This window comes from Segnochrobactrum spirostomi (assembly GCF_009600605.1).
GTDB lineage: Bacteria > Pseudomonadota > Alphaproteobacteria > Rhizobiales > Segnochrobactraceae > Segnochrobactrum > Segnochrobactrum spirostomi.
The window spans coordinates 1,515,603-1,533,923 of record NZ_VWNA01000001.1; the positions used below are offsets into that span (position 1 = coordinate 1,515,603).

General features: G+C 69.0%; 19 protein-coding genes. 8 read left to right on the top strand and 11 right to left on the bottom strand.

Annotated elements, in window-relative coordinates:
• Nucleotides 1-6: 6 nt before the first annotated feature.
• The 3 genes from F0357_RS06790 to F0357_RS06800 are packed head-to-tail and all read right to left on the bottom strand — an operon-like array spanning nucleotide 7 to nucleotide 4,416.
• Complete coding sequence (locus tag F0357_RS06790; protein WP_153479653.1) at nucleotides 7-1,233, bottom strand: aminomethyl transferase family protein; 1,227 nt, start codon at nucleotides 1,231-1,233, stop codon at nucleotides 7-9.
• Nucleotides 1,230-2,810, bottom strand: coding sequence for a phytoene desaturase family protein (locus tag F0357_RS06795; protein WP_153479654.1), 1,581 nt, complete (start codon nucleotides 2,808-2,810; stop codon nucleotides 1,230-1,232). Before F0357_RS06795 ends, F0357_RS06790 begins: the two co-directional genes overlap by 4 nt.
• Nucleotides 2,797-4,416, bottom strand: a complete 1,620-nt coding sequence (locus F0357_RS06800; protein ID WP_153479655.1) for a phytoene desaturase family protein — start codon at nucleotides 4,414-4,416, stop codon at nucleotides 2,797-2,799. The genes F0357_RS06795 and F0357_RS06800 overlap by 14 nt, the downstream gene beginning before the upstream one ends.
• 366 nt (nucleotides 4,417-4,782) lie before the next feature.
• Between F0357_RS06800 and F0357_RS06805 the strand changes: the two genes are divergently transcribed.
• Together F0357_RS06805 and F0357_RS06810 are read left to right on the top strand one after the other, a co-directional pair.
• The gene (locus F0357_RS06805; protein ID WP_153479656.1) at nucleotides 4,783-5,436 is read left to right on the top strand and encodes a TetR family transcriptional regulator C-terminal domain-containing protein; all 654 of its coding nucleotides are present in this window, start codon (nucleotides 4,783-4,785) and stop codon (nucleotides 5,434-5,436) included.
• Nucleotides 5,437-5,461: 25 nt separating this feature from the next.
• Nucleotides 5,462-6,550 (top strand): extracellular solute-binding protein, encoded by a 1,089-nt coding sequence (locus tag F0357_RS06810; RefSeq protein WP_153479657.1) that lies wholly within the window; start codon nucleotides 5,462-5,464, stop codon nucleotides 6,548-6,550.
• Between the two features lie 37 nt (nucleotides 6,551-6,587).
• Here F0357_RS06810 and F0357_RS06815 read toward each other — a convergent pair whose 3' ends face one another.
• From F0357_RS06815 to pqqA, 6 genes are all read right to left on the bottom strand, one after another.
• Nucleotides 6,588-8,099, bottom strand: coding sequence for a cyclic nucleotide-binding domain-containing protein (locus tag F0357_RS06815; RefSeq protein WP_153479658.1), 1,512 nt, complete (start codon nucleotides 8,097-8,099; stop codon nucleotides 6,588-6,590).
• Nucleotides 8,100-8,298: 199 nt separating this feature from the next.
• A complete protein-coding gene (gene pqqE, locus F0357_RS06820; RefSeq protein WP_153479659.1) occupies nucleotides 8,299-9,447 on the bottom strand; it encodes a pyrroloquinoline quinone biosynthesis protein PqqE in 1,149 nt (382 codons plus the stop codon).
• On the bottom strand, nucleotides 9,444-9,722 hold the full coding sequence (gene pqqD, locus F0357_RS25450) for a pyrroloquinoline quinone biosynthesis peptide chaperone PqqD (protein WP_376767786.1): 279 nt from the start codon (nucleotides 9,720-9,722) through the stop codon (nucleotides 9,444-9,446). Before pqqD ends, pqqE begins: the two co-directional genes overlap by 4 nt.
• Nucleotides 9,719-10,516 (bottom strand): pyrroloquinoline-quinone synthase PqqC, encoded by a 798-nt coding sequence (gene pqqC, locus F0357_RS06830; protein WP_208948247.1) that lies wholly within the window; start codon nucleotides 10,514-10,516, stop codon nucleotides 9,719-9,721. Before pqqC ends, pqqD begins: the two co-directional genes overlap by 4 nt.
• A complete protein-coding gene (gene pqqB, locus F0357_RS06835) occupies nucleotides 10,516-11,472 on the bottom strand; it encodes a pyrroloquinoline quinone biosynthesis protein PqqB (RefSeq protein ID WP_153479660.1) in 957 nt (318 codons plus the stop codon). The genes pqqC and pqqB overlap by 1 nt, the downstream gene beginning before the upstream one ends.
• A gap of 76 nt (nucleotides 11,473-11,548) precedes the next feature.
• On the bottom strand, nucleotides 11,549-11,638 hold the full coding sequence (gene pqqA / locus F0357_RS06840) for a pyrroloquinoline quinone precursor peptide PqqA (protein ID WP_153479661.1): 90 nt from the start codon (nucleotides 11,636-11,638) through the stop codon (nucleotides 11,549-11,551).
• A gap of 277 nt (nucleotides 11,639-11,915) precedes the next feature.
• On the opposite strand from pqqA, the gene F0357_RS06845 reads away from it, so the two are divergent.
• From F0357_RS06845 to F0357_RS06865, 5 genes are all read left to right on the top strand, one after another.
• Nucleotides 11,916-12,287, top strand: coding sequence for a hypothetical protein (locus tag F0357_RS06845; RefSeq protein WP_153479662.1), 372 nt, complete (start codon nucleotides 11,916-11,918; stop codon nucleotides 12,285-12,287).
• A 90-nt stretch (nucleotides 12,288-12,377) separates the two neighbouring features.
• Nucleotides 12,378-12,944 (top strand): copper chaperone PCu(A)C, encoded by a 567-nt coding sequence (locus F0357_RS06850; protein ID WP_153479663.1) that lies wholly within the window; start codon nucleotides 12,378-12,380, stop codon nucleotides 12,942-12,944.
• A 44-nt stretch (nucleotides 12,945-12,988) separates the two neighbouring features.
• Nucleotides 12,989-13,384, top strand: coding sequence for a copper homeostasis periplasmic binding protein CopC (gene copC, locus F0357_RS06855; RefSeq protein WP_153479664.1), 396 nt, complete (start codon nucleotides 12,989-12,991; stop codon nucleotides 13,382-13,384).
• The gene (gene copD, locus F0357_RS06860; protein WP_246161389.1) at nucleotides 13,384-14,268 is read left to right on the top strand and encodes a copper homeostasis membrane protein CopD; all 885 of its coding nucleotides are present in this window, start codon (nucleotides 13,384-13,386) and stop codon (nucleotides 14,266-14,268) included. Before copC ends, copD begins: the two co-directional genes overlap by 1 nt.
• 26 nt (nucleotides 14,269-14,294) lie before the next feature.
• Nucleotides 14,295-15,428 carry an alpha/beta hydrolase gene (locus F0357_RS06865; RefSeq protein WP_153479665.1) on the top strand — a complete coding sequence of 378 codons (1,134 nt, stop codon included), beginning with the start codon at nucleotides 14,295-14,297 and terminating at the stop codon, nucleotides 15,426-15,428.
• Between the two features lie 7 nt (nucleotides 15,429-15,435).
• On the opposite strand, the gene F0357_RS06870 is transcribed toward F0357_RS06865, so the two are convergent.
• Together F0357_RS06870 and F0357_RS06875 are read right to left on the bottom strand one after the other, a co-directional pair.
• On the bottom strand, nucleotides 15,436-16,350 hold the full coding sequence (locus tag F0357_RS06870) for a homocysteine S-methyltransferase family protein (protein ID WP_208948248.1): 915 nt from the start codon (nucleotides 16,348-16,350) through the stop codon (nucleotides 15,436-15,438).
• Between the two features lie 556 nt (nucleotides 16,351-16,906).
• A complete protein-coding gene (locus tag F0357_RS06875; protein WP_153479666.1) occupies nucleotides 16,907-17,428 on the bottom strand; it encodes a Dps family protein in 522 nt (173 codons plus the stop codon).
• 187 nt (nucleotides 17,429-17,615) lie between these two features.
• Between F0357_RS06875 and F0357_RS06880 the strand changes: the two genes are divergently transcribed.
• Nucleotides 17,616-18,308: a TetR/AcrR family transcriptional regulator gene (locus F0357_RS06880; RefSeq protein WP_208948249.1), complete on the top strand. Its 693-nt coding sequence runs from the start codon at nucleotides 17,616-17,618 to the stop codon at nucleotides 18,306-18,308.
• The last annotated feature ends 13 nt before the right edge of the window (nucleotides 18,309-18,321 follow it).

Sequence of the window (18,321 nt, forward strand, 5' to 3'; positions counted from 1 at the left end):
GTGCCGTCAGATGTCGGCCGGCGGCGTCGCGATGCGCCGCGGCAGCCTGAGGAACGGCCGCGGCACGATCTTCACCCGCTTCATGAGCTTCGAATAAGCGAGCTCGTGGAGGGCGTAGATCTCGGTCCAGAGGTCGTCCACGACGCCCACGCCAAAAGGCCGCTCCAGGCTCGCGATGGCGATCGTCTTCTTGAGAAACGGCGACCACGTCGAGGCGGTGATGAGACCCGCCTCGCGCTTGCGGCGGTGATAGACGATGGCGAGCGGCGCCGGCACCGAGCCCTCGATCTCGAGGCCGACGAGGGCGTGACGCAGCCGCCCCGTCTCGCGCGCGGCGAGGATGGCGCGGCGGCCGTTGAAGCTCTCCTTGGCGGGATCGATCATCCAGTCGAGGCCGATCTCGTCGGGAAGGCGCACGCGGTCCTCGCGAAGCGCGGTGTCGGCCGTGATGAAATCGGCGTTGGCGACGATGAAGCCCGCCTCGATGCGCGCCCGGTTCAGCGCCGAATAGCCGATGACGCGCAACCGGTGGCGCTCGCCGTGGACGGCGAGACGATCCCACAGGGAGAGAGCCTCCTCAGCCGGACAGAACAGCTCGTAGCCGAGATCGCCGGTGAAGCCGGTGCGGGAGACGACGACCTCGCCCGCCACGTGCGGGAAGGCCCGGAGCTCGAACGGCTTCAGGGTCTCGATCCCGGCGAAGCCCGCCGCCCGCAGGAGCGCGCACGAGACCGGCCCCTGCAGCGAGAGCCCGGCGACCGCCTCCGTCTCGTCGGCGATGGTGACGCCGTAGCGCGCCGCGCCGTCGAGCAGCCACGGCAGATGACGCTCCTGGCAGCACAGGCGGAAGGCGTCGCGGCCGAGGCGGAACAGCGTACCGTCGTCGAGCACATGGCCTTCGTCGTCGCACCACGCGGTGTATTGGACCCGGCCGACGGCAAGCTTCGAGACGTCGCGCAGGGTCAGCCGATTGAGGAAGGCTTCCGCGTCGGGCCCGGCGATGCAGTACTTCGTCATCGGCGAGAGATCGAACAGCGCCGCCGTCGAGCGGATCGCGAAATATTCGAGCTCCTCGTCCGCGAGCGAAGCCGGTGCCTTGAACCCCGCCCAATCGTACCAATCGTTGGTGAGGGCGAGCGCGGCGAGGCGGGGATGGAACGGCGTCTCGGCGAGCGGCGCCAGCACCGCCGGCTTGGCGTCCGCGAGACGGTTGCGGTCGAACGCGCGGGTCATGCTGCCGTCTCCTTGGCGAGGGCACGGCGGGCGGCGTTGTAGCCCGGCAGACCCGAGACGCCGCCGCCCGGATGGCTGCCGGCGCTCGCGAGATAGAGGCCAGGCACCGGCGTCTCGTAGCCGGAGGCGCCGAACGCCGGGCGGTTGAAGATCATCTGATCGACCTGCAATTCGCCGTGGTGCCAGTGACCGCCGGGCATGCCGAAATGCGCCTCGATGTCGGGCGGCAGCAGCAGTTCCGCGCCCACGATAGAGCCGCGAAGGCCGGGCGCGTGACGCTCGAGGGTCGCGAGCACGGTCTCGAGGAAGGCGTCGCGGCGGGCGTCCCATCCGCCGCTGAGGTCGTAGGGCGCATATTGGACAATCGCCGACAGGACGGCGCCGCCCCGTGGCGCGAAGGTCGGATCGGTCAGGCTCGGCAGGGTGATCTCGATGACCGGGTCCGGGCTGAAATCGCCGTATTTCGCCGGGTTGAAGGCGCGCTCGACATGATCGACCGAGGGCGCGACCACGAGGCGGCCCCGCGCCGCCTCGGCCGGGACGCCGACGAAGGCCGGGACAGCATCGAGGGCGAGGTGGAGCTTCGCCGCGTCGCCGCGGCTGCGGATGTGCGAGACGGCGCGGTCGAGCCCGATGTCGATCGCACCGGGCGGCAGGAGCGAGCGGAGCGTGGTGACGGGGTGGATCGCCGAGACGATCAGCGGTGCAGCAATGCGCGCGCCCCAGGGCAGCACGATCCCCGACGCCCGCCCTCGGTCGGCCGCGATCGCGGCCACGGGGGCTCCCGTCCGGATCTCGACGCCGGCCTGACGGGCCGCAGCCGCGAGGTGAGCGGTGACCGCACCCATCCCGCCGCGCGGCACGATCTGGCCGCCCCGGGCGCCGAGGCAGGAACCGGCGAGACGGTAATAGAGCCCCACGATCGAGGTCGGCGAGCGCGGCCCGAGATGAATGCCGAGGGTCGCGTCGAAGGCGAGCAGGCCCTTCAGGCGATCGTCGTCGAGATGCTCGTCCACCACGTCCGCGATGTTGGTGAGAAGCATGCGGGCGAAGTCGCGCCCCGCCGACCGGCCGCGCTTGAGGAGCGCGACGGCGGCTTTGCCGAGATCGACGGCGTCGCCGAGGGATAGCTCGCCCGGCATCGGCGGCGGCCGCGCCAGGAAGCGGGCGAGCAGGTCGGCTTGGGACATCAGGAGCGCGCGCAGCGCGGCGAAGCGGCCGGCCTCGTCCGGCGTGACCCCGCTCAGGCTGTCGCCGTAGGCGCCGCCGAGCACGACCGGTCCCCGCACGGGATCGAGCGCGACCGTGGGCGCGAGGCTCGTGCCGAGATCGGCGAGGTCGAGCCCGAGCGCCCGTTCGACCTCCGGGGCGAGGCGGTTCATCAGGTGGGCGAGGCTGTTGACCTTGTAGCCCGGGTGGAACACGTGGGTGCCGGCCCCGCCGCCCAGCACGTCGCGGGCTTCGACCAGCAGCACCCGCCGGCCGGCCCGGCCGAGCATCGCCGCGGCGACGAGCCCGTTGTGGCCGCCGCCGATCACCACCGCATCATAGGACGTCTTTCCGTTAGAGGACGTCATGGGCCGGGCTCATGTGTTGGCGGGAGCGCTTGAGGTCGCGCAGGACTTCGGCGGCGGCGTTGTAGCCGGGCGCGCCCATCACGCCGCCGCCGGGATGGGTGGACGACCCGCACAGATAGAGTCCCTTGATCGGCGTGCGATATTGCGCGTAGCCGGGCACCGGGCGGTTGAACAGAAGCTGGTCGAAGGTGAGCTCACCCTGGAAGATGTTGCCCTCGGTGAGGCCGACCTCCGCCTCGAGCTCGCGAGGGGTGCGCACCTCCATGTGGCGGATGCGGTCCCGGAAACCCGGGGAATAGTCGGCGATCTGGCTCACCACCGTCTCGGCGAAGGCGTCGCGGTCGGCGTCGGTCCAGTCGCGCCCCTCCACCTTCGGCGGGCAATATTGCACGAAGCAGCTCATGAAGTGCTTGCCCGGCGCCGCGAGCGTCGGGTCGAGCGTCGTCGGGATCATGGCGTCGAGGAAGGGATCGGCCGACCAGCGTCCTGCCTTCCAATCGTCGTAGGCCCGCTCGATGCGCTCGACCGTGTCGGTGAAGTGGAGATCGCCCTTCACGGCGGTGGAGCCGGAGGGCAGCGCCGGGAAGTCGGGCATCCCGTCGAGGGCGATGTTCACCTTGCCGGAGGAGCCGCGCATCTTGAAATGGCGGACCCGGTCGAGGAACGGCGGCGGCAATTCCTTTTCGTCGACGAGCTTCAGGAAGGTGCGCTTCACGTCGGCGTTCGAGAGCACGAGACGGGCGCGGACCTCTTCGCCGCCGGCAAGGACGACGCCCTCGCTGCGCCCGCCGCGGACCTTGACCGAGGCCACCTCACTGTCGGTGCGGATGGTGCCGCCCGCGGCCTGGAACGAGGACGCCAGTGCCTGGGTGATCGCCCCCATGCCGCCGCGCGCATAACCCCAGGCGCCGACCGAGCCGTCGACGTCGCCCATATAATGGTGGAGCAGCACATAGGCCGTGCCGGGCGACATCGGCCCGAGCGCGGTGCCGATGATGCCGGACAAGGCGAGATAGGCCTTGATGACCTCCGTCTCGAAATATTCGTCGAGGAAATCGGCGATCGACATCGTCCAGAAGCGGGCGGTGCGGGCGAACTCCGCCGCGCTCAAGTCGCCCACCTTGCGGGCGAGGAAGAGGAGTTCCTGAAGGTCGCGCGGCTTGAAGGAGAACGGATCCGGCGCCGTGCGCAGGAGCAGCGGCTGGATGAAGCGGCATTGCCGCGTCACGTCGCGGGCATAGCGGTCGTAGGCCTCCGCGTCCCGCGCCGAATAGCGGGCGAACTCACGGCGGTGCTGGTCGTGGTTGCGGTAGGAGGCGAGGTAGCCGCCGGAGCGGGTCAGCACCGCGCCGCCCTCGTAGCCGATCACCTGGAGCCCGTGCCGCGGCAATTCGAGATCGCGCATGATCTCGGAGCGGAACAGCGAGCACACATAGGAACAGTTGGAATAGGTGACGTCCTCGGCGAGCCGCCGGCTCGTCGCCGCGCCGCCGACCCAGGCATTCTTCTCGACGACGAGAACGTCGAGGCCGGCCCGCTGAAGATAGCAGGCGGCGACGAGCCCATTGTGGCCGCCGCCGACGATCACCACGTCCCAGAGCTTCATAGGCCTCTCCGCAACATTCGGAAATGATGCATACGGCACAGTCGCTTGTCCATATATTTTGGCTGAATATCCAGCAAGTGACTTGTGCACCCGACGGCCCGCGCTATAGTCGGCTCAGGTCATCGGCGTCGGCGAGGACGGGCCGCGATGAGGGTTCCGGCACGCATCGGACACGGCAGCGCGGCGGGCCTTTCCGGAGGCCCCGGCGGCGGGTTCGCAGCCCCCTCGCGAGACCGGTTGCGACGGCGGGCGGCGCGCAAGGCATTGCGAGGGCCACAGCGGTCGGCCAATGGTGGGCGAGGGTCCGGCGCGAACGGGACGCGCGGACCGACCCGACCGATCTTCGAGCAGGAACACCCGACCGCGATGAGCCAGGCCGCCACCGTTCTCTCAGACCGCAAGGTTCGCAAGGCGCCGAAGGAAGCGCGCCAGTTGCAGCTCATCGAGGCGACGATCGATTCGCTCGCCAAGCGCGGCTACTCCGACACCACCCTCGCCAACGTCGCCGAGGGCGCGAAGCTGTCGCGCGGCATCGTCAATTTCCACTTCGAAACCAAAGAGAACCTGCTCGTCGCCACGCTCCAATACATGGCCGACGAATATGCCGACCATTGGAACGAGGCCCTGGAGAAGGCCGGCCCCAGCGCGGCCGAGCGGATGTGGGCGTTGGTCGGCGCCGATTTTGACCGCCGCATCTGCACGCGGCGCAAGCTCGCCGCCTGGTGCGCCTTCTGGGGCGAGGCCAAGTCGCGGCCGACCTACCTTTCGCTCTGCGGCGCCCGCGACCTCAAATATCAGCGCACGTTCGAGGAGCTCTGTGCCGAGCTCAAGGTCGACGGCGGCTACGATTATGAGCCGCTCGATGCCGCCCTCGCCATCTGCTCGACCATGGAAGGGCTGTGGCTCAGGCTGATGATGAACGGCAAGCTCAGCCGCGAAGCCGCCCACGGAGCCGCGATCGAATGCATCGTCGCCTTCTTCCCCCGGCACATCGGGCGGGAAGGCCCCCTCCCCCGTTAGCGACCCCTCCAGAAAGGCGAAGGCCATGACGTCGTTCGGCTCCCGAAGCTTCCCCGCGCTTCTCGTCTCCGCCTTGTCCTTGATCCTGGCGCAGCCGCTCGCAACGGTCGCCGCCCGGGCCGACAACCTCACCGTTTTCGACTGGGCCGGCTACGAAGACCCCGCCTTCCACCCCGCCTACACGAAGGAGCACGGCACCGAGCCGACCTTCTCCTATTTCGGCGACGAGGAGGAGGCGTTCCAGAAGCTGCGCTCCGGCTTCAAGGCGGATCTCGCCCACCCCTGCTCCCAGAGCGTCAACAAATGGCGCGACGCCGGGCTTCTCGAGCCGCTCGACACCAAGAAGCTCAAGAACTGGAACGACATCCTGCCCGGCATCGCCAAGATGCCGAACCTGATGACCTCGGCCGACGGCACGGCGTGGTTCCTGCCCTTCGAATGGGGCAACTCGCTGATGATCTACCGCACCGACACCGTGAAACCCGAAGACGTCGCCTCGCTCCAGGCGTTCGCCGATCCCAAGTTCAAGGATCGCGTCTCGATCGGCGACAATGTCGACGACGCCTATGCGCTGGCGAGCCTCGCCATCGGCCTCAAGGACTGGACCAAGATGACCGACGCCCAGTTCAAGCAGGCGTCGGACTTCCTGCGCGCCGTGCACAAGAACGTGCGCGTCTACTGGACGGAAAACACGGACCTCAGCCAGGCGATGGCGAGCGGCGAGGTCGACCTCGCCTGGGGCTGGAACGAGACGGCGACGACGCTCGCCAAGGACAGCCAGCCGGTCGCGACCAACCCGAACCCGAAGGAAGGCCACTCGACCTGGGTGTGCGGCTATGTGCGGCTGAAGAACGGCGCGGCGCCGGAGGGCGAGGTCTACGACTTCCTCAACGCCGTGACCGATCCCGGCGTCTCCGCCTACCTCGTCGAATCCTGGGGCTACGGCCATTCCAACGCCAAGGGTATGGCCGAGGTCGACCCGGCGATCCTCAAGGCCAAGGGCTACGCGGACGTGTCGAGCTTCACGGCGAACACGCTGTTCCAGTCGCCGCTGCCGACGGAGCTCCGCCAGAAGATGATCGCCGAGTTCGAGAAGATCAAAGCGGGGTTCTGATTGGCGCCTGTCGCCGGCAACGCACCGCCGGACGCGGTCAGCCCGGCGGCATGCGGAGGAAATGCCGGATGCGTTCGGCGAGCGTGCTGCCGTTGCCGGCGTCGCCCTCCCCGGCGTGCGGATTGAGACGGCGCCGCTCGATCTCCAACTGGCGGGTGTAGGCGGCTCCGATCTCCTCGGCGATGGAGGGCCGCTCGTGGATGAGAGGCGCCAAGCTTTCCTTATCGATCGAGTAGACCACCACCGACGTAAGGGCGAGGATCGTGCCGCGTTCGCCCTCGCCGGTGAGCAGGCCCATCTCGCCGAAGAAGTCGCCGGGCGCGAGCCGGGCGATCTCGCGGCTCCGCTGGCCCTCGGAGCGTGTCACCGCCAGAACGCCGCGGCGGACGATCATCAGCATGGTGAGCGCGACGCCCTGCTCTCCGACGACCTCCCCCTTGCGGTAGCTCCGCCGCGTCATCCGCGCCGCAAGCGCCTCCTTCTCCTCCTCGTTCATGCCCGCAAACAACGGCAGCACGTCGAGGAGGCGGAGCGCGGTCGATCTCCCCGGAGAGGAAAATGCGCCGGGTTGGGGAAGCGAGGCTGAGTCGCTGGGCGGGGCGAACAGCACGCCGGCGGCCTTGGTGTGCCGAAAGATGAGGTCGAAGATCTCGTTCTTGGCCGCACCTACGTTCGCAAAGTCGGCGACGCGGAAGGTCAGATCGAGCACGATCGCCGTCGCGTCGATCGACGTCACGAAGACCTGAGGGGGCGGCTCGGCCTGGATCGACTGGCAGCTCAGCAGCACCTCGGCCATCACCGCGCACATCTCGCCGGGCGCCTTGGTCGGGAGCAACCGCACGGTGACCTTTGATCCGTGAGCGCGGGCGGGCGCGCTGCGGTTCGTGAGGGTCGCCTTGGCGATGGAACTGTTCGGCACCGTGACGAGGTCGTTGGAGCCGTTGAGCAGGTAGGTGGCGCGCCAGTTGGTCTCGAGCACTTGGCCTTCGCTGCCGTCGGCGAGCACGATCCAGTCCCCGACCGCGTAGGCCTTGCCGAGATTGAGGGCGATGCCGGAGAAGACGTCGTTGAGCGAGCTTTGCAGGGCGAGGCCGAGGATGATCGCAAGCACGCCTGAGGTCGCGATCAGCGTGCCGACCGGAAAGCTGAAGACATAGGCGACGACGGACAGCGTCGCCCCGACATAGACGAGGCCGACGAGCAGATCCTGGAGCAACTGGCTCTCGCGCGGCCGCCGCTCGAAGATCAGGAAGACGCGAACGAAGCCGGCGAGCGTGAGCGCCGCATTGACCCACCAGATGATCTTGGCGATGCCGACAAAGACGTTCTGCAATTCCGAGATCGGCTTCGGGGTCGGCGCGTAGGGAACGATCCCGTGATAGAAGAGCAGGGCCGTGAGGGCCACGAACAGCGCAAACTGACCCGCGAACCGTCCGCGTGGATAACCGCGGAGGACGATGTGGCTGACCATGGCCCCGGCGAACGCCAGCGAGCCGGCCTGGACGATCGGATCGGTCAGTGCTTGGAGAAGGCTCGCAGAGACGGACATGGCTGAACTTCGCCGCCCGGAAACGGCCGGCCTCCCGCATTTCACCCCACCGCGGCGCTGTCGATCCGCACGCACCCCGAGCCCGGGCACGCGCGTCGCATCGCGGTGGCGAAACGAACCATGAAGCCATTCGCTGCGCCGACGCAACTGCGGGCGGTGCATGCCGGCCGCCACGAGCCCTGGGACGGCGGCCTGTCGGTCAGCCTTCGCCGCGCGTCTCCGCACCGCCGATCCGGCGATAGACGAAGGGCGGCGGGGCGAGCGCGGCCTCGTCGCGGGCGAGCAGGCCGACGCCGGCATGGAACGGCGACTTCTCGCAGGTCGGGTCGGTGTTTTCCGCAGCGCCGGTCAGCGCCAGCGCTTGGCAGCGGCAGCCGCCCCAATCGCGCTCCTTGCGCTCGCAGCTTCGGCACGGCTCCGGCATCCAATCGGTGCCGCGATAGGCATTCATGGCCGGCGAGGCGAACCAGGCATCGGCGAGGGAATGCTCCTTCACCGACCAGAATTCGAGGCCCGGGATCGTCTCCGCGGCGTGGCAGGGCAGCACCTTGCCGGACGGCGTCACGTTGAGGGTGCGCCGCGCCCAGCCGCCCATGCAGGCCTTCGGATAACGGGCATAATAATCCGGCACCACGAGATCGATGACGAGTTGCCCCTCGAGCCGCTGCCGCGCCGCCTCGACCACCGCGATCGAGCGCGACACGTCCTGGCGATCCGGCATCAGGGCGGCCCGGTTGAGCAGGCCCCAGCCATAATATTGGGTGTGGGCGATCTCGAGCCGCCGGGCGCCGAGCGCCACCGCGAGCTCGATCATCGCCGGAACCTCGGTGATGTTGGCGCGGTGGATCACCGCGTTCACCGTGAGGGCGAGGCCGAGGCGGCCGACCTCCGCGGCGAAGGCGAGCTTCTGGGCGTGCCCGCCGGCGAGACCGCCGATGTGGTCGCCCGACGCCGCCTCCGCACCCTGGAGCGAGAGCTGGACGTGGTCGATCCCGGCGTCCGCGAGCGCCGGCAGCATCGCCTTGGCGCGGCCGATGCCGGAGGTGATGAGGTTGGTGTAGAGCCCGACCGAGGCGGCGTGGGCGGTGAGCTCGACGAGGTCCGCACGCGCCGTCGGCTCGCCGCCCGAGAGATGGAGATGCAGCACGCCGAGCGCCGCGGCCTCGGAGAAGACGCGCTTCCAGGCCGCGGTGTCGAGCTCGTCCGAACGGCGGTCGAGCTCCAGCGGATTGGAACAATAGGGGCAGCTCAGCGGGCAGCGATGGGTCAGCTCGGCGAGCATGCCGATCGGTCCCGGCAGGCTCGGCCGGGCGGACGCGGCGTTCTCGGGACTGACCGGCGCGTTCATCGCTCCACCACCCTCTTCGCCACGAGATCCTCGAGCATCGCGATCACGTCCGGCTCGATCTCGGACGGCGCCGCGTCGAACGTCACGGCGAGCGCCGCGACGATGTCGCCGATCGTACGCTTGCCGTCGACGAGCGCGAGCACGTGCGCGGCCGGCTCGTCGAGCTCGAAGGCGCGCTCCGGCGCGAGCAGGACGGGACGGCCGCGCGCCGCATCCGCCTGGAGGCGGACGCCGCGCGGCAGCTTCGGCACGTCGGAGGCGACGAGGGCGATCACCGCGCCGCTCCGGGCACCAGGAGCTCGCCCGGTCGCCACGCCCCCGGCGGCGGCAGGCCGGGATCGACATAAGCGTGTTCGAGCGCATCGAGCTGCGACCACAGCACGTCACACTTGAAGCGCAGCGCCGCGAGCGCCGCCGCCTGCGTCTCGAGGGTCACGGCGTGGCGCTGCACATAAGCGAGGGCGAAGTCGGCGTCGCGCGGCGCCTGGGTCAGCCGCTTGCCGAAATAAGCGAGCGTTTCCTCCGAGATGAAGGAATAGTTGGCGAGCATGCCGGAGACGCGCTCGGAGATGATCTGCGGACTGAACATCTCGGTCAGCGACGAGGCGATCGCCTCGAGCAAAGTGCGGTCGCGCACGAAATGGACGTAGGCCTCGACCGCGAAGCGGGTCGCCGGCAGGATGTGGCGGGTCGAGATCACCTCGTCGCGGATGAGGCCGAGCCCGTCGGTGAGCTTCAGCCAGCGATCGATGCCCCCCGCCTGGCCGTCCGTCTGCCCCTCTTCGCCGTCATGGTCGACGATGCGCTGGCGCCACACCCGGCGCAGCGCCGGATCGTCCATCCGGGCCAGGATGGTGGCGTCCTTGATGGGGATCATCGCCTGATAATAGTAGCGGTTCAGCGCCCACGCCCGGACCTGATCCAGCGTCAGCTCGCCGTTGTGCAGGCGGCGGTGGAAGGGGTGGAGATTGTGGTAGCGCTCCGCCCCGATCTGCCGCAGCGCGGCGGCGAGCGCCTCCGGCGAGAGGAGCTCTTGGCTCGGCTGAAGCGGCGGCAGGGGCATGTTCATCAGGGCGTTTCCTCGAGCGCGACGGGACGGTCCTCGGCCTGCGGCGCGAAGGCGAAGCGCATCCCGTCATAGCCGATGTCCCATCCGGCCCGTTCCGCCGCACGGCGTTCGTCGGACCCGTCGATGAGCACCGGATTGGTGTTGTTGATGTGGGTGAAGACCTTGCGGCTCACCGTGAGCCCGTCGAGCGCCGCGATCGAGCCATCGGCTCCGGCGATGGGCAGATGGCCCATGCGCCGGCTGGTCTTCGCGCCGACCCCGGCGGCGATCATGTCGTCGTCGAACCAGCAGGTGCCGTCGAACAAGAGGAGATCGGCACCCCGACAGCGCGCGACGATGTCCGCGGTCACCGCGGCGGCGCCGGGGATGTAGACGAAGTGGCGGCCGTTCGCCCGGATCGAGGCACCGACCGTGCTCTCGCCGACCGCGCCGATCTGAAGGCTCTCGTCCTCGAGCCAGAGCGGCACCTTGCCCGGCACCGCGAAGAGCTCGATGGTAAGATCGTCTATGGGCTCGAACGCCTCACCGAGGGCGCACACATTGCGCGTCACCACATCATGCGCGAGCACGTCGAACACGCTGTTGGCGGAGACCGCCCGCAGCGTCTCGGCGCTGCCATAGAGGGCGAAGGGCTCGCGCTCGCGCAGGCTCAGGAGCCCGGCGACATGGTCGACGTCGCCGTTCGTGAGCACCACGGCGGCGATCGGCGAGCCGCGCAGACTGCCGCCGGCACCGTCACGCGGCTGGAGCTCGGGCGTTGCGGCGATCTGCTCGCGGATATCGGGAGAGGCGTTGAGAAGGACCCAGCGGAGCCCGTCCGCGGAAACCGCGAGGCTTGACTGGGAGCGCGGGGTCACGCGCGGATCGCCCGACCGTGCGAGCGAACAGATGCGGCAGCGGCAGTTCCATTGCGGAACGCCGCCACCGGCGGCCGAACCGATCAGGATCGCTTGCATGGCTGCATGGCTCCCGAGCGGGTCTCGACCACGGACCCATGGGGCCCGAGCCTCAGCGGCCCGGACCTCGCGGACCTCAAACTTCCGGCGGAAGCTCGCCGGACTCGTAGCTGTTGATTTCCATGCCGAGGCAGATCTCGACGATGCGGGGCTTCGTCCACTTCATGATCGTTTCCTCCTAGACCGACAGGCCTTTGCAAGACCCATTGGAAGATATCGAGCGTCTTTCCGCAACGGCAACTGATAAGAATTTCATAAGCCATTCTGGAACGGTTCCAGCGAGTGTCCGGCCAAGCCTCGCGCAAGCCCCACCCGCCTCGCACCAGAAGGTCCCCGGCCGTCTTCCCCTTCGGGCCAATATAGCGAGCGGCGGGGCGCATCCGAGGGCCCTGCGACCCTCGACGGGATTGACACCCGGCACACCCTGGCGGCGTGATGGCGTCATGGTCGGACCGCGGTCGTCTGCGCCTTGGCGCGCGCTTGCCCTCGTCCTGACGCTCGCGTTGATGATCGCGGGCCTCGGGCGCGGTATCGCTTTGGCCGCGAGTCTCCCCGTTCCCGCCCTGGTGATCGGCGACGTCGTCATTCCGATCTGCCACCCCGGTGGCGCAGGCGACGATCCGGCTGACCTCGCCCGGCACGCCTGCTGCAACGATTGCGCCCTCGGCGCCCCCCTGATCCTGCCGCAGCCCCCGGCCCTCTCGGCCCGCGCCTGGATCGCCTGGACCGCGGATCTCTCGCTGTCGCAGCCGCAGCGTCCGGCGCTGGCACGGCTGCGGCTGCCGCGCCTTTCCCAGGGCCCGCCGGCGGCCTGACGCCCCCGTCTTCTCAAAATCCCCGATCGTTCGAGACAGGCGAGACCCGGCCACGCGCGCGGGCGCCCGTCTCCGCATAAGGAACACGTCATGAAAGCTCGTCTGCGCGCCATGCTCGGCGCCGCCACCCTTTCCGTCCTGTCGGCGATCACCCTCGCCGGCTTTCTCGCCGTCCTCCCCGTCCCGGCGACGGCCCACGAGGTGAAGGCCGGCGACCTCGTCATCGAACATCCCTGGGCCCGCGCGACGCCACCGGGCGCCGAGATCGGCGGCGGCTTCGTCACCATCGAAAATCACGGCAACACCGCGGACCGTCTGGTCGGCGGCTCCCTCGAGGGCGCCAAGGAATTCCAGGTCCACGAGATGTCGATGGACAACGGCGTCATGAAGATGCGGCAGGTTGAGGGGCTCGACATCCCCGCTGGCGGCAAGGTGACGCTCGCGCCGGGCGGTTACCACGTCATGTTCGTCGGCCTCGCTCAGCCCCTCAAGCAGGGCACCCTGGTGCCGGGAACCCTGGTCTTCCAGCATGCCGGCACGGTGAAGGTCGAATTCAAGGTCGAGGCGGTGGGCGCCAAGGGTCCCGAGCACGGCGGCGCGAAGGCCGACGGCCATTCCGGCCACTCGGACTCCATGCCCGGCATGAACATGAACTGACGCGACACCAACCGAACCCCGTCCGATCCGGAAAGAACCCGATTATGATCCGTACCCTCTTCTCCAAGGCGAGCCTCCGCTCCAAAGCGCCTCTCCGCGTGGGCATCGCCGCCGTCATCGTCGCCCTCGCGAGCCCGGCCTTCGCTCACGCCCATCTCAAGGCCGCGGTGCCGGCGGCGGGCAGCAAGGGCAAGAGCCCGAGCGAACTCGACCTCACCTTCTCCGAGGCCCTGAACCTCAAGTTCTCCGGGGTGAAGGTCTCCGGTCCCGACAAGATCCCCGTCTCGCTCGGTGACGCGATGCTGATGAACAAGAACACGACGCTGATGGTGCCGGTGGCGGGGCCGCTCATCCCCGGCACCTACACCGTCGAATGGCACGCGCTGTCGGACGACGGGCACAAGACGAAGGGAAGCTACACCTTCACCGTCACCCGCTGATGCCGCCGGACGCCGCCCTGATCCTCGGCCGGTTCGTCTATGACGGACCGGCCGTGCTCCTGTGGGGCGCGGGCGGCTTTCTCGCGGTCCTGCTGCCGCAGCCGCTCGCCGCCCGGATCGGTGCGCGGCTCTCTCCGGCCTTTACCGTCGCGGCCGTGTTCGCGGTCGCGGCGGCCCTCGTGACCCTGCCTTTGCGCGCCGCGATGCTCGGCGACGGCTGGGCCGACGCGCTCGATCCGGCGACCCTTCGCGGCGTCCTGTTCGAGACCGATCTCGGCCTCGCCTGGCTCGTCCAAGAGGCGGCCGCGCTCGCCGCCCTCGGCGCGGCCTTCGTGCCCGAGCGGTGGCGGACGGCGGCCTCTGCCCTCGGCGGCGGCGCGATGCTCATGAGCCTGCCGCTCGTCGGGCATGCCGGAATGCAGCAGGGCGGCCTCGGCCTCATCCACCGGCTGAACGACGGCCTCCACGTCCTCGCCGGCGGCTTCTGGCTCGGGGCGCTCGTACCGTTCGTGCCGCTGCTCGCCCGCATCGACGATCCCCGTGACGCCGCCGCAGCCAATATCGCCCTGCGGCGCTTCTCCAACATCGGCCACGCCGCGGTGACGCTGGTGATCCTGACCGGCGTCGCCAACGCAGCCCTGATCCTGAGCGGGAGCTCGATCGACGGCGCCTCGCTCTATCAGCGCCTGCTCGCGGTGAAGATCGCCCTGGTTGCCGGGATGGTCGGGCTCGCGCTTCTCAACCGCTACGTCCTCGTGCCGCGGGTCTCCGCCCGATCCGGCGCGGTCGCGGCGATCCGGATCGGCAGCCTCGCCGAGATCGCTCTCGGCATCGCGGTGCTTGCCCTCGTCGCCGCCTTCGGGATGATGGATCCGGCCGGCTGACGGCTCAGGTGAACGGGGGTGACGACATGGCGGACGGCGACGATCCCGGCTGCTCGCGGCGCGATCTCATCGCGAGCGCGGCGGCGACAACCCTCTCGGCGACCCTGATCGCCGCGATCGGCCCGGCCGAAGCCGCGACGCTGGTGCCTGAGAACGGCGCCCCAACCCCGACATCCGCGGAGACGGCCTACCCGCCGCGCCCGATCCCGGCGCGCGACCTGCCGGTCCCGACCACCATCAGCCCGGAGCTCGCGGCCTATGTCGCGATGCCCTACCCCGCGGACTGGGACACCATCCCGACCGACGCGGCCGGGTGGCGCGCCAAGCGCGATGCCAGCGTCACCCAAATCGCGCCGCTCCTGCCGGGCCTCAAGGAGCGGCTGGGCATCCGGGTCGAACGGGATGTCATCGCCGGCGTGCCGGTCTTCGTCTCGACGCCGAAGGAGATCGCGCCGCGCAACGCGAACCGCGTCTTCGTCCACCTTCACGGCGGCGCCTACGTGCTCTATCCGGGCGAGGTCGGCGCCGGCGAAGGCATGCTGATGGCCGCTTACGGCCGCTGCACGGTGATCTCGGTCGATTATCGCATGCCGCCGGACCATCCGTTCCCCGCTGCGCTCGACGATGCGGTCGCGGTGTGGCGCGCCCTCGTCGCCGCGCACGATCCGAAGCGGATGGCGATCTTCGGCGCCTCGGCCGGCGGCGGGCTCACCCTCGCCACCCTGCTGCGCCTCAAGGCCGAGGGTCTGCCGCTTCCAGCCGCGATCGCCCCCGGCACGCCGTGGGCGGACCTGACCGGCGCCGGCGACAGCAGCGCCGCCAACGCCTATGTCGACAACGTGCTCGTCAGCGAGAAATCCTGGCTTCCCGACGCGGCGCGGCTCTACGCGGCGGGCCGCGCCCTCGACGATCCGCTGATCTCGCCGCTGTTCGGCGATTTCAACGGTTTTCCGCCGGCGATCCTGACCTCCGGCACCCGCGACCTCCTCCTCAGCAACACGGTGCGCACCCACCGCAAGCTGCGCCGCGCCGGCATCGAGGCGGTGCTCCAGGTGTTCGAAGCCCAGAGCCACGCCCAATATCTGATGCCGTTCGTCCCCGAGACCGAGGACGCCTTCGCCGAAATCACAGCCTTCCTCGACCGCCATCTGGCGGTGTGAGGCAGTCTCACCCCGCGCGGCTGCGGCTGATTTCGGCGATGTGCTCGGGGCCGATGCCGCAGCAGCCGCCAACGATGGTCGCGCCGCCGTCGACCCAGCGCTGCACCCACTTCACATAATGGGGCGGATCGAGATCGGCGCGGATCTCGGAGATGCCGGGATAGGGCTCGTCCGAGGGCGGCTCCGGCACGAAGGCGTTCGCGTAGACGCCGAGTCCCGTCTCCGGGTGCGAGGACGAATCGATGACCTCCCGGGCGATCGCAATCGCCGCGCCCATCACCTCGGGCTGGCTGCAATTGAAGAGAATGGCGTCGGCGCCCGCCGCGATGGTCGCTGCCACGGCCTCGCCGACCGGCTCGTCGGAGCGCAGTTGCGGCGGGCCCGTCCGGCCCTCCTCGTCGTGGAGGGTATAGGAGACAAAGACCGGCTTGCCGGTTTCGCGCGCGAGCGCCAGCGCCGTCAGCGCCTCCGTCGTCGAGCTCTGCGTCTCGATCAGCCACAGATCGACGAAGGGCTCGAGGCCGGCGATCAGCGTCTTGAGGACCAGCGGGGCCTCCTCGCGGATATAATTCTGCGGCCGGTAGCTCTCGAACACCGGGGGCAGCGACCCGGCGACGAGCACGGTGCGGCCGGCCCGGTTCGCGACCTCGCGGGCGATGCGCCCGGCCCGATGGGCCAATTCCTGCCCTTCCGCCGCGAACCGCGCCTCACCGAGCATGTGCGGCACGAGGGCGTAGGAGTTCGTCGTGATGATCTCGGCACCGGCATCGACATAGGCCTGATGAGCCTGATCGACATAGGACGGCGCCTCGATGAGCGACAGAGCCGACCATTCCGGCAGACGGAACGGCGCTCCGAGCCGCTCCAAGAGCCGGCCCATGCCGCCGTCGAGAACGGTGAAAGTCTGCTCAGCCTTGGTCATCAGGGTCCCTCGATGAAACACGCCCGAGTTTGCGCAACGCGCCGGCAACTCGCCCTTGCCCGCCACGAAGCCTAGCACGACGCGGGCGCGGGGCCGCGATGCTGGCCGAGTTCGCGCCTCCTGAAAAGGGGGGTGCGCGCCGCCTGGAGATCGCGATCCCGCATCGCACGGGCGCTGCGGCCGGCGATTGCGCGCCGCCGCCCGCGCTCCGTACCGCATCGCAATATGACAGTTCTGCCCAAATGCGCCGCATGGAATGCATAGCCGCTATGCATCAACGCTGATTGTTTGTGCAGATGCGAAGTGGCATAAGGTTCGTGTCGCCGGTCGACGGTCTCCTCCCGATCGTCCCTTCCTCCCGGCGGCGTTCCCCTCTGGAAGGTGTCGCACCTCTGGTGCGGCTACTTGCCGGGCCTCAGGCCCGGCATTTTTTTTGGCCGAACGTCTGCCGGCCGCGGCGGCCTTGTCGTCTGCGATTTCGACGCTTTTGTGCCGAAACACGACGGCCGGCGTTTCCGCCGGCCGCTCTGGATGCCGTCCTTGGGGATAGACCGCGTCAGCCTTCGGCGCGGCGCGCCGATTCGAACAGGAACCACACCCGCCGCTCGGCCTCGTCGAGCCAGGTCTCAAGCAGGCTCGCGGTTGCGATGTCGCCGTGCTCGTCGCAGACCCCGTGCGCCTCACGAAGGCTCATCGCGATGCGCTGGTTGTCCTCCTTGAGCTCGGCGAGCATGTCGAGCGGCGTCACATAATCCGCATCGTTGTCCGAGAGGCGCTGGAGGCGGGCAATGTGTCCGATCGAGCGCAACGTCGTGCCGCCGAGCTTGCGCACCCGCTCCGCGATGTCGTCGGTGGTGGCGAAGATCTGTTCGCCGTGCTCGTCGAGCATCAGGTGATAATCCCGGAAATGCGGGCCCGACATGTGCCAGTGAAAATTCTTGGTCTTGAGATAGAGCGCGAACATGTCGGCGAGGAGCGCGTTCAGCGCCCCCTCGATATCCTTGACGGCGTTGGACGGAAGGTCGGACGGCGTCTTCAGCGCGGCTTTGCGGCGCGCCTGCGCGTCGGTGGTGGTCATGATCCGTCTCCGGCTTGGGGTTCGATAAAGGCGCCCCTGCATCACCCACCGGGCGCACGGGACGCACACCCATAACCGCAGCGCGACGGAACGGTTCCCCACGAGATCGTGAGCCCTCAGGTCCGATCGTTCCAATACGGCACGAAAAGCGGTTGCGCCCAATATGGGGACACGCCATCGTGACCGCATGGATCAGAACAGTGCAAATCTCGCTTATGCCGAGGCTGCGTACGACGCGGGGATCATCCCTCGCCGGCGAATCGGGCGGCCGCCGCGTGGCGGCTCGCAGATCGTCACCGACACGATCATCGCCGTCGCCACCCGTCTTTTCCTGACCGAAGGCTACGCCAGCACCAATATGGATGCGGTGGCGAACCGCTCCGGCAGCTCCAAGCGCACGCTCTATGCGCGCTTTCCGTCCAAGGCCGCGCTATTCGAAGCCGTGGTGCGGACCTTCGTGAAAACCAAGGTGCGCGAGGTCAAGATCGCGCTCCTGATGGAAGGCACGCTCGAGGAAATCCTGGTTGCGGCGGGCGAGCGCATCCTGCGCTCGACCCTCGATCCCGACGGCATCGCCCTGCACCGCGTGATCATCGCGGAGGCGCCGCGCTTCCCCGATCTCGCGCGGATCATCGAGGAGAGCGCCCAGCCGGCCGTCGATTTCATGCACGAGATATTCCGGGGCGCGAAGGCGCGCGGGGAGATCGCGTGTACCGCCGAGATCGATCCGCTGGTGCGCATGTTCGCCTCGATCGTGCATTGCCGGCCGCTCCAGGACGCCCTGCTCGGGGCCGATCCGGCCGTCATCGCGGCCCAGGCCGAGCGGGATATCCGGAACGCGGTGAAACTGCTGCTCGACGGGTGTCGTCCGGCGCGCTGACCGGGCGTCCACC

Coding starts and splice junctions, on each gene's coding strand:
- F0357_RS06815 (WP_153479658.1), bottom strand. CDS start 8,099: ATGTCCGTCTCTGCGAGCCTTCTCCAAGCACTGACCGATCCGATCGTC.
- pqqB (WP_153479660.1), bottom strand. CDS start 11,472: ATGCAAGCGATCCTGATCGGTTCGGCCGCCGGTGGCGGCGTTCCGCAA.
- F0357_RS06800 (WP_153479655.1), bottom strand. CDS start 4,416: ATGAAGCTCTGGGACGTGGTGATCGTCGGCGGCGGCCACAATGGGCTC.
- F0357_RS06850 (WP_153479663.1), top strand. CDS start 12,378: ATGAAAGCTCGTCTGCGCGCCATGCTCGGCGCCGCCACCCTTTCCGTC.
- copC (WP_153479664.1), top strand. CDS start 12,989: ATGATCCGTACCCTCTTCTCCAAGGCGAGCCTCCGCTCCAAAGCGCCT.
- F0357_RS06790 (WP_153479653.1), bottom strand. CDS start 1,233: ATGACCCGCGCGTTCGACCGCAACCGTCTCGCGGACGCCAAGCCGGCG.
- F0357_RS06795 (WP_153479654.1), bottom strand. CDS start 2,810: ATGACGTCCTCTAACGGAAAGACGTCCTATGATGCGGTGGTGATCGGC.
- F0357_RS06845 (WP_153479662.1), top strand. CDS start 11,916: ATGGTCGGACCGCGGTCGTCTGCGCCTTGGCGCGCGCTTGCCCTCGTC.
- F0357_RS06805 (WP_153479656.1), top strand. CDS start 4,783: ATGAGCCAGGCCGCCACCGTTCTCTCAGACCGCAAGGTTCGCAAGGCG.
- F0357_RS06865 (WP_153479665.1), top strand. CDS start 14,295: ATGGCGGACGGCGACGATCCCGGCTGCTCGCGGCGCGATCTCATCGCG.
- pqqC (WP_208948247.1), bottom strand. CDS start 10,516: ATGAACATGCCCCTGCCGCCGCTTCAGCCGAGCCAAGAGCTCCTCTCG.
- pqqA (WP_153479661.1), bottom strand. CDS start 11,638: ATGAAGTGGACGAAGCCCCGCATCGTCGAGATCTGCCTCGGCATGGAA.
- F0357_RS06870 (WP_208948248.1), bottom strand. CDS start 16,350: ATGACCAAGGCTGAGCAGACTTTCACCGTTCTCGACGGCGGCATGGGC.
- F0357_RS06875 (WP_153479666.1), bottom strand. CDS start 17,428: ATGACCACCACCGACGCGCAGGCGCGCCGCAAAGCCGCGCTGAAGACG.
- copD (WP_246161389.1), top strand. CDS start 13,384: ATGCCGCCGGACGCCGCCCTGATCCTCGGCCGGTTCGTCTATGACGGA.
- F0357_RS06810 (WP_153479657.1), top strand. CDS start 5,462: ATGACGTCGTTCGGCTCCCGAAGCTTCCCCGCGCTTCTCGTCTCCGCC.
- F0357_RS06880 (WP_208948249.1), top strand. CDS start 17,616: ATGGATCAGAACAGTGCAAATCTCGCTTATGCCGAGGCTGCGTACGAC.
- pqqE (WP_153479659.1), bottom strand. CDS start 9,447: ATGAACGCGCCGGTCAGTCCCGAGAACGCCGCGTCCGCCCGGCCGAGC.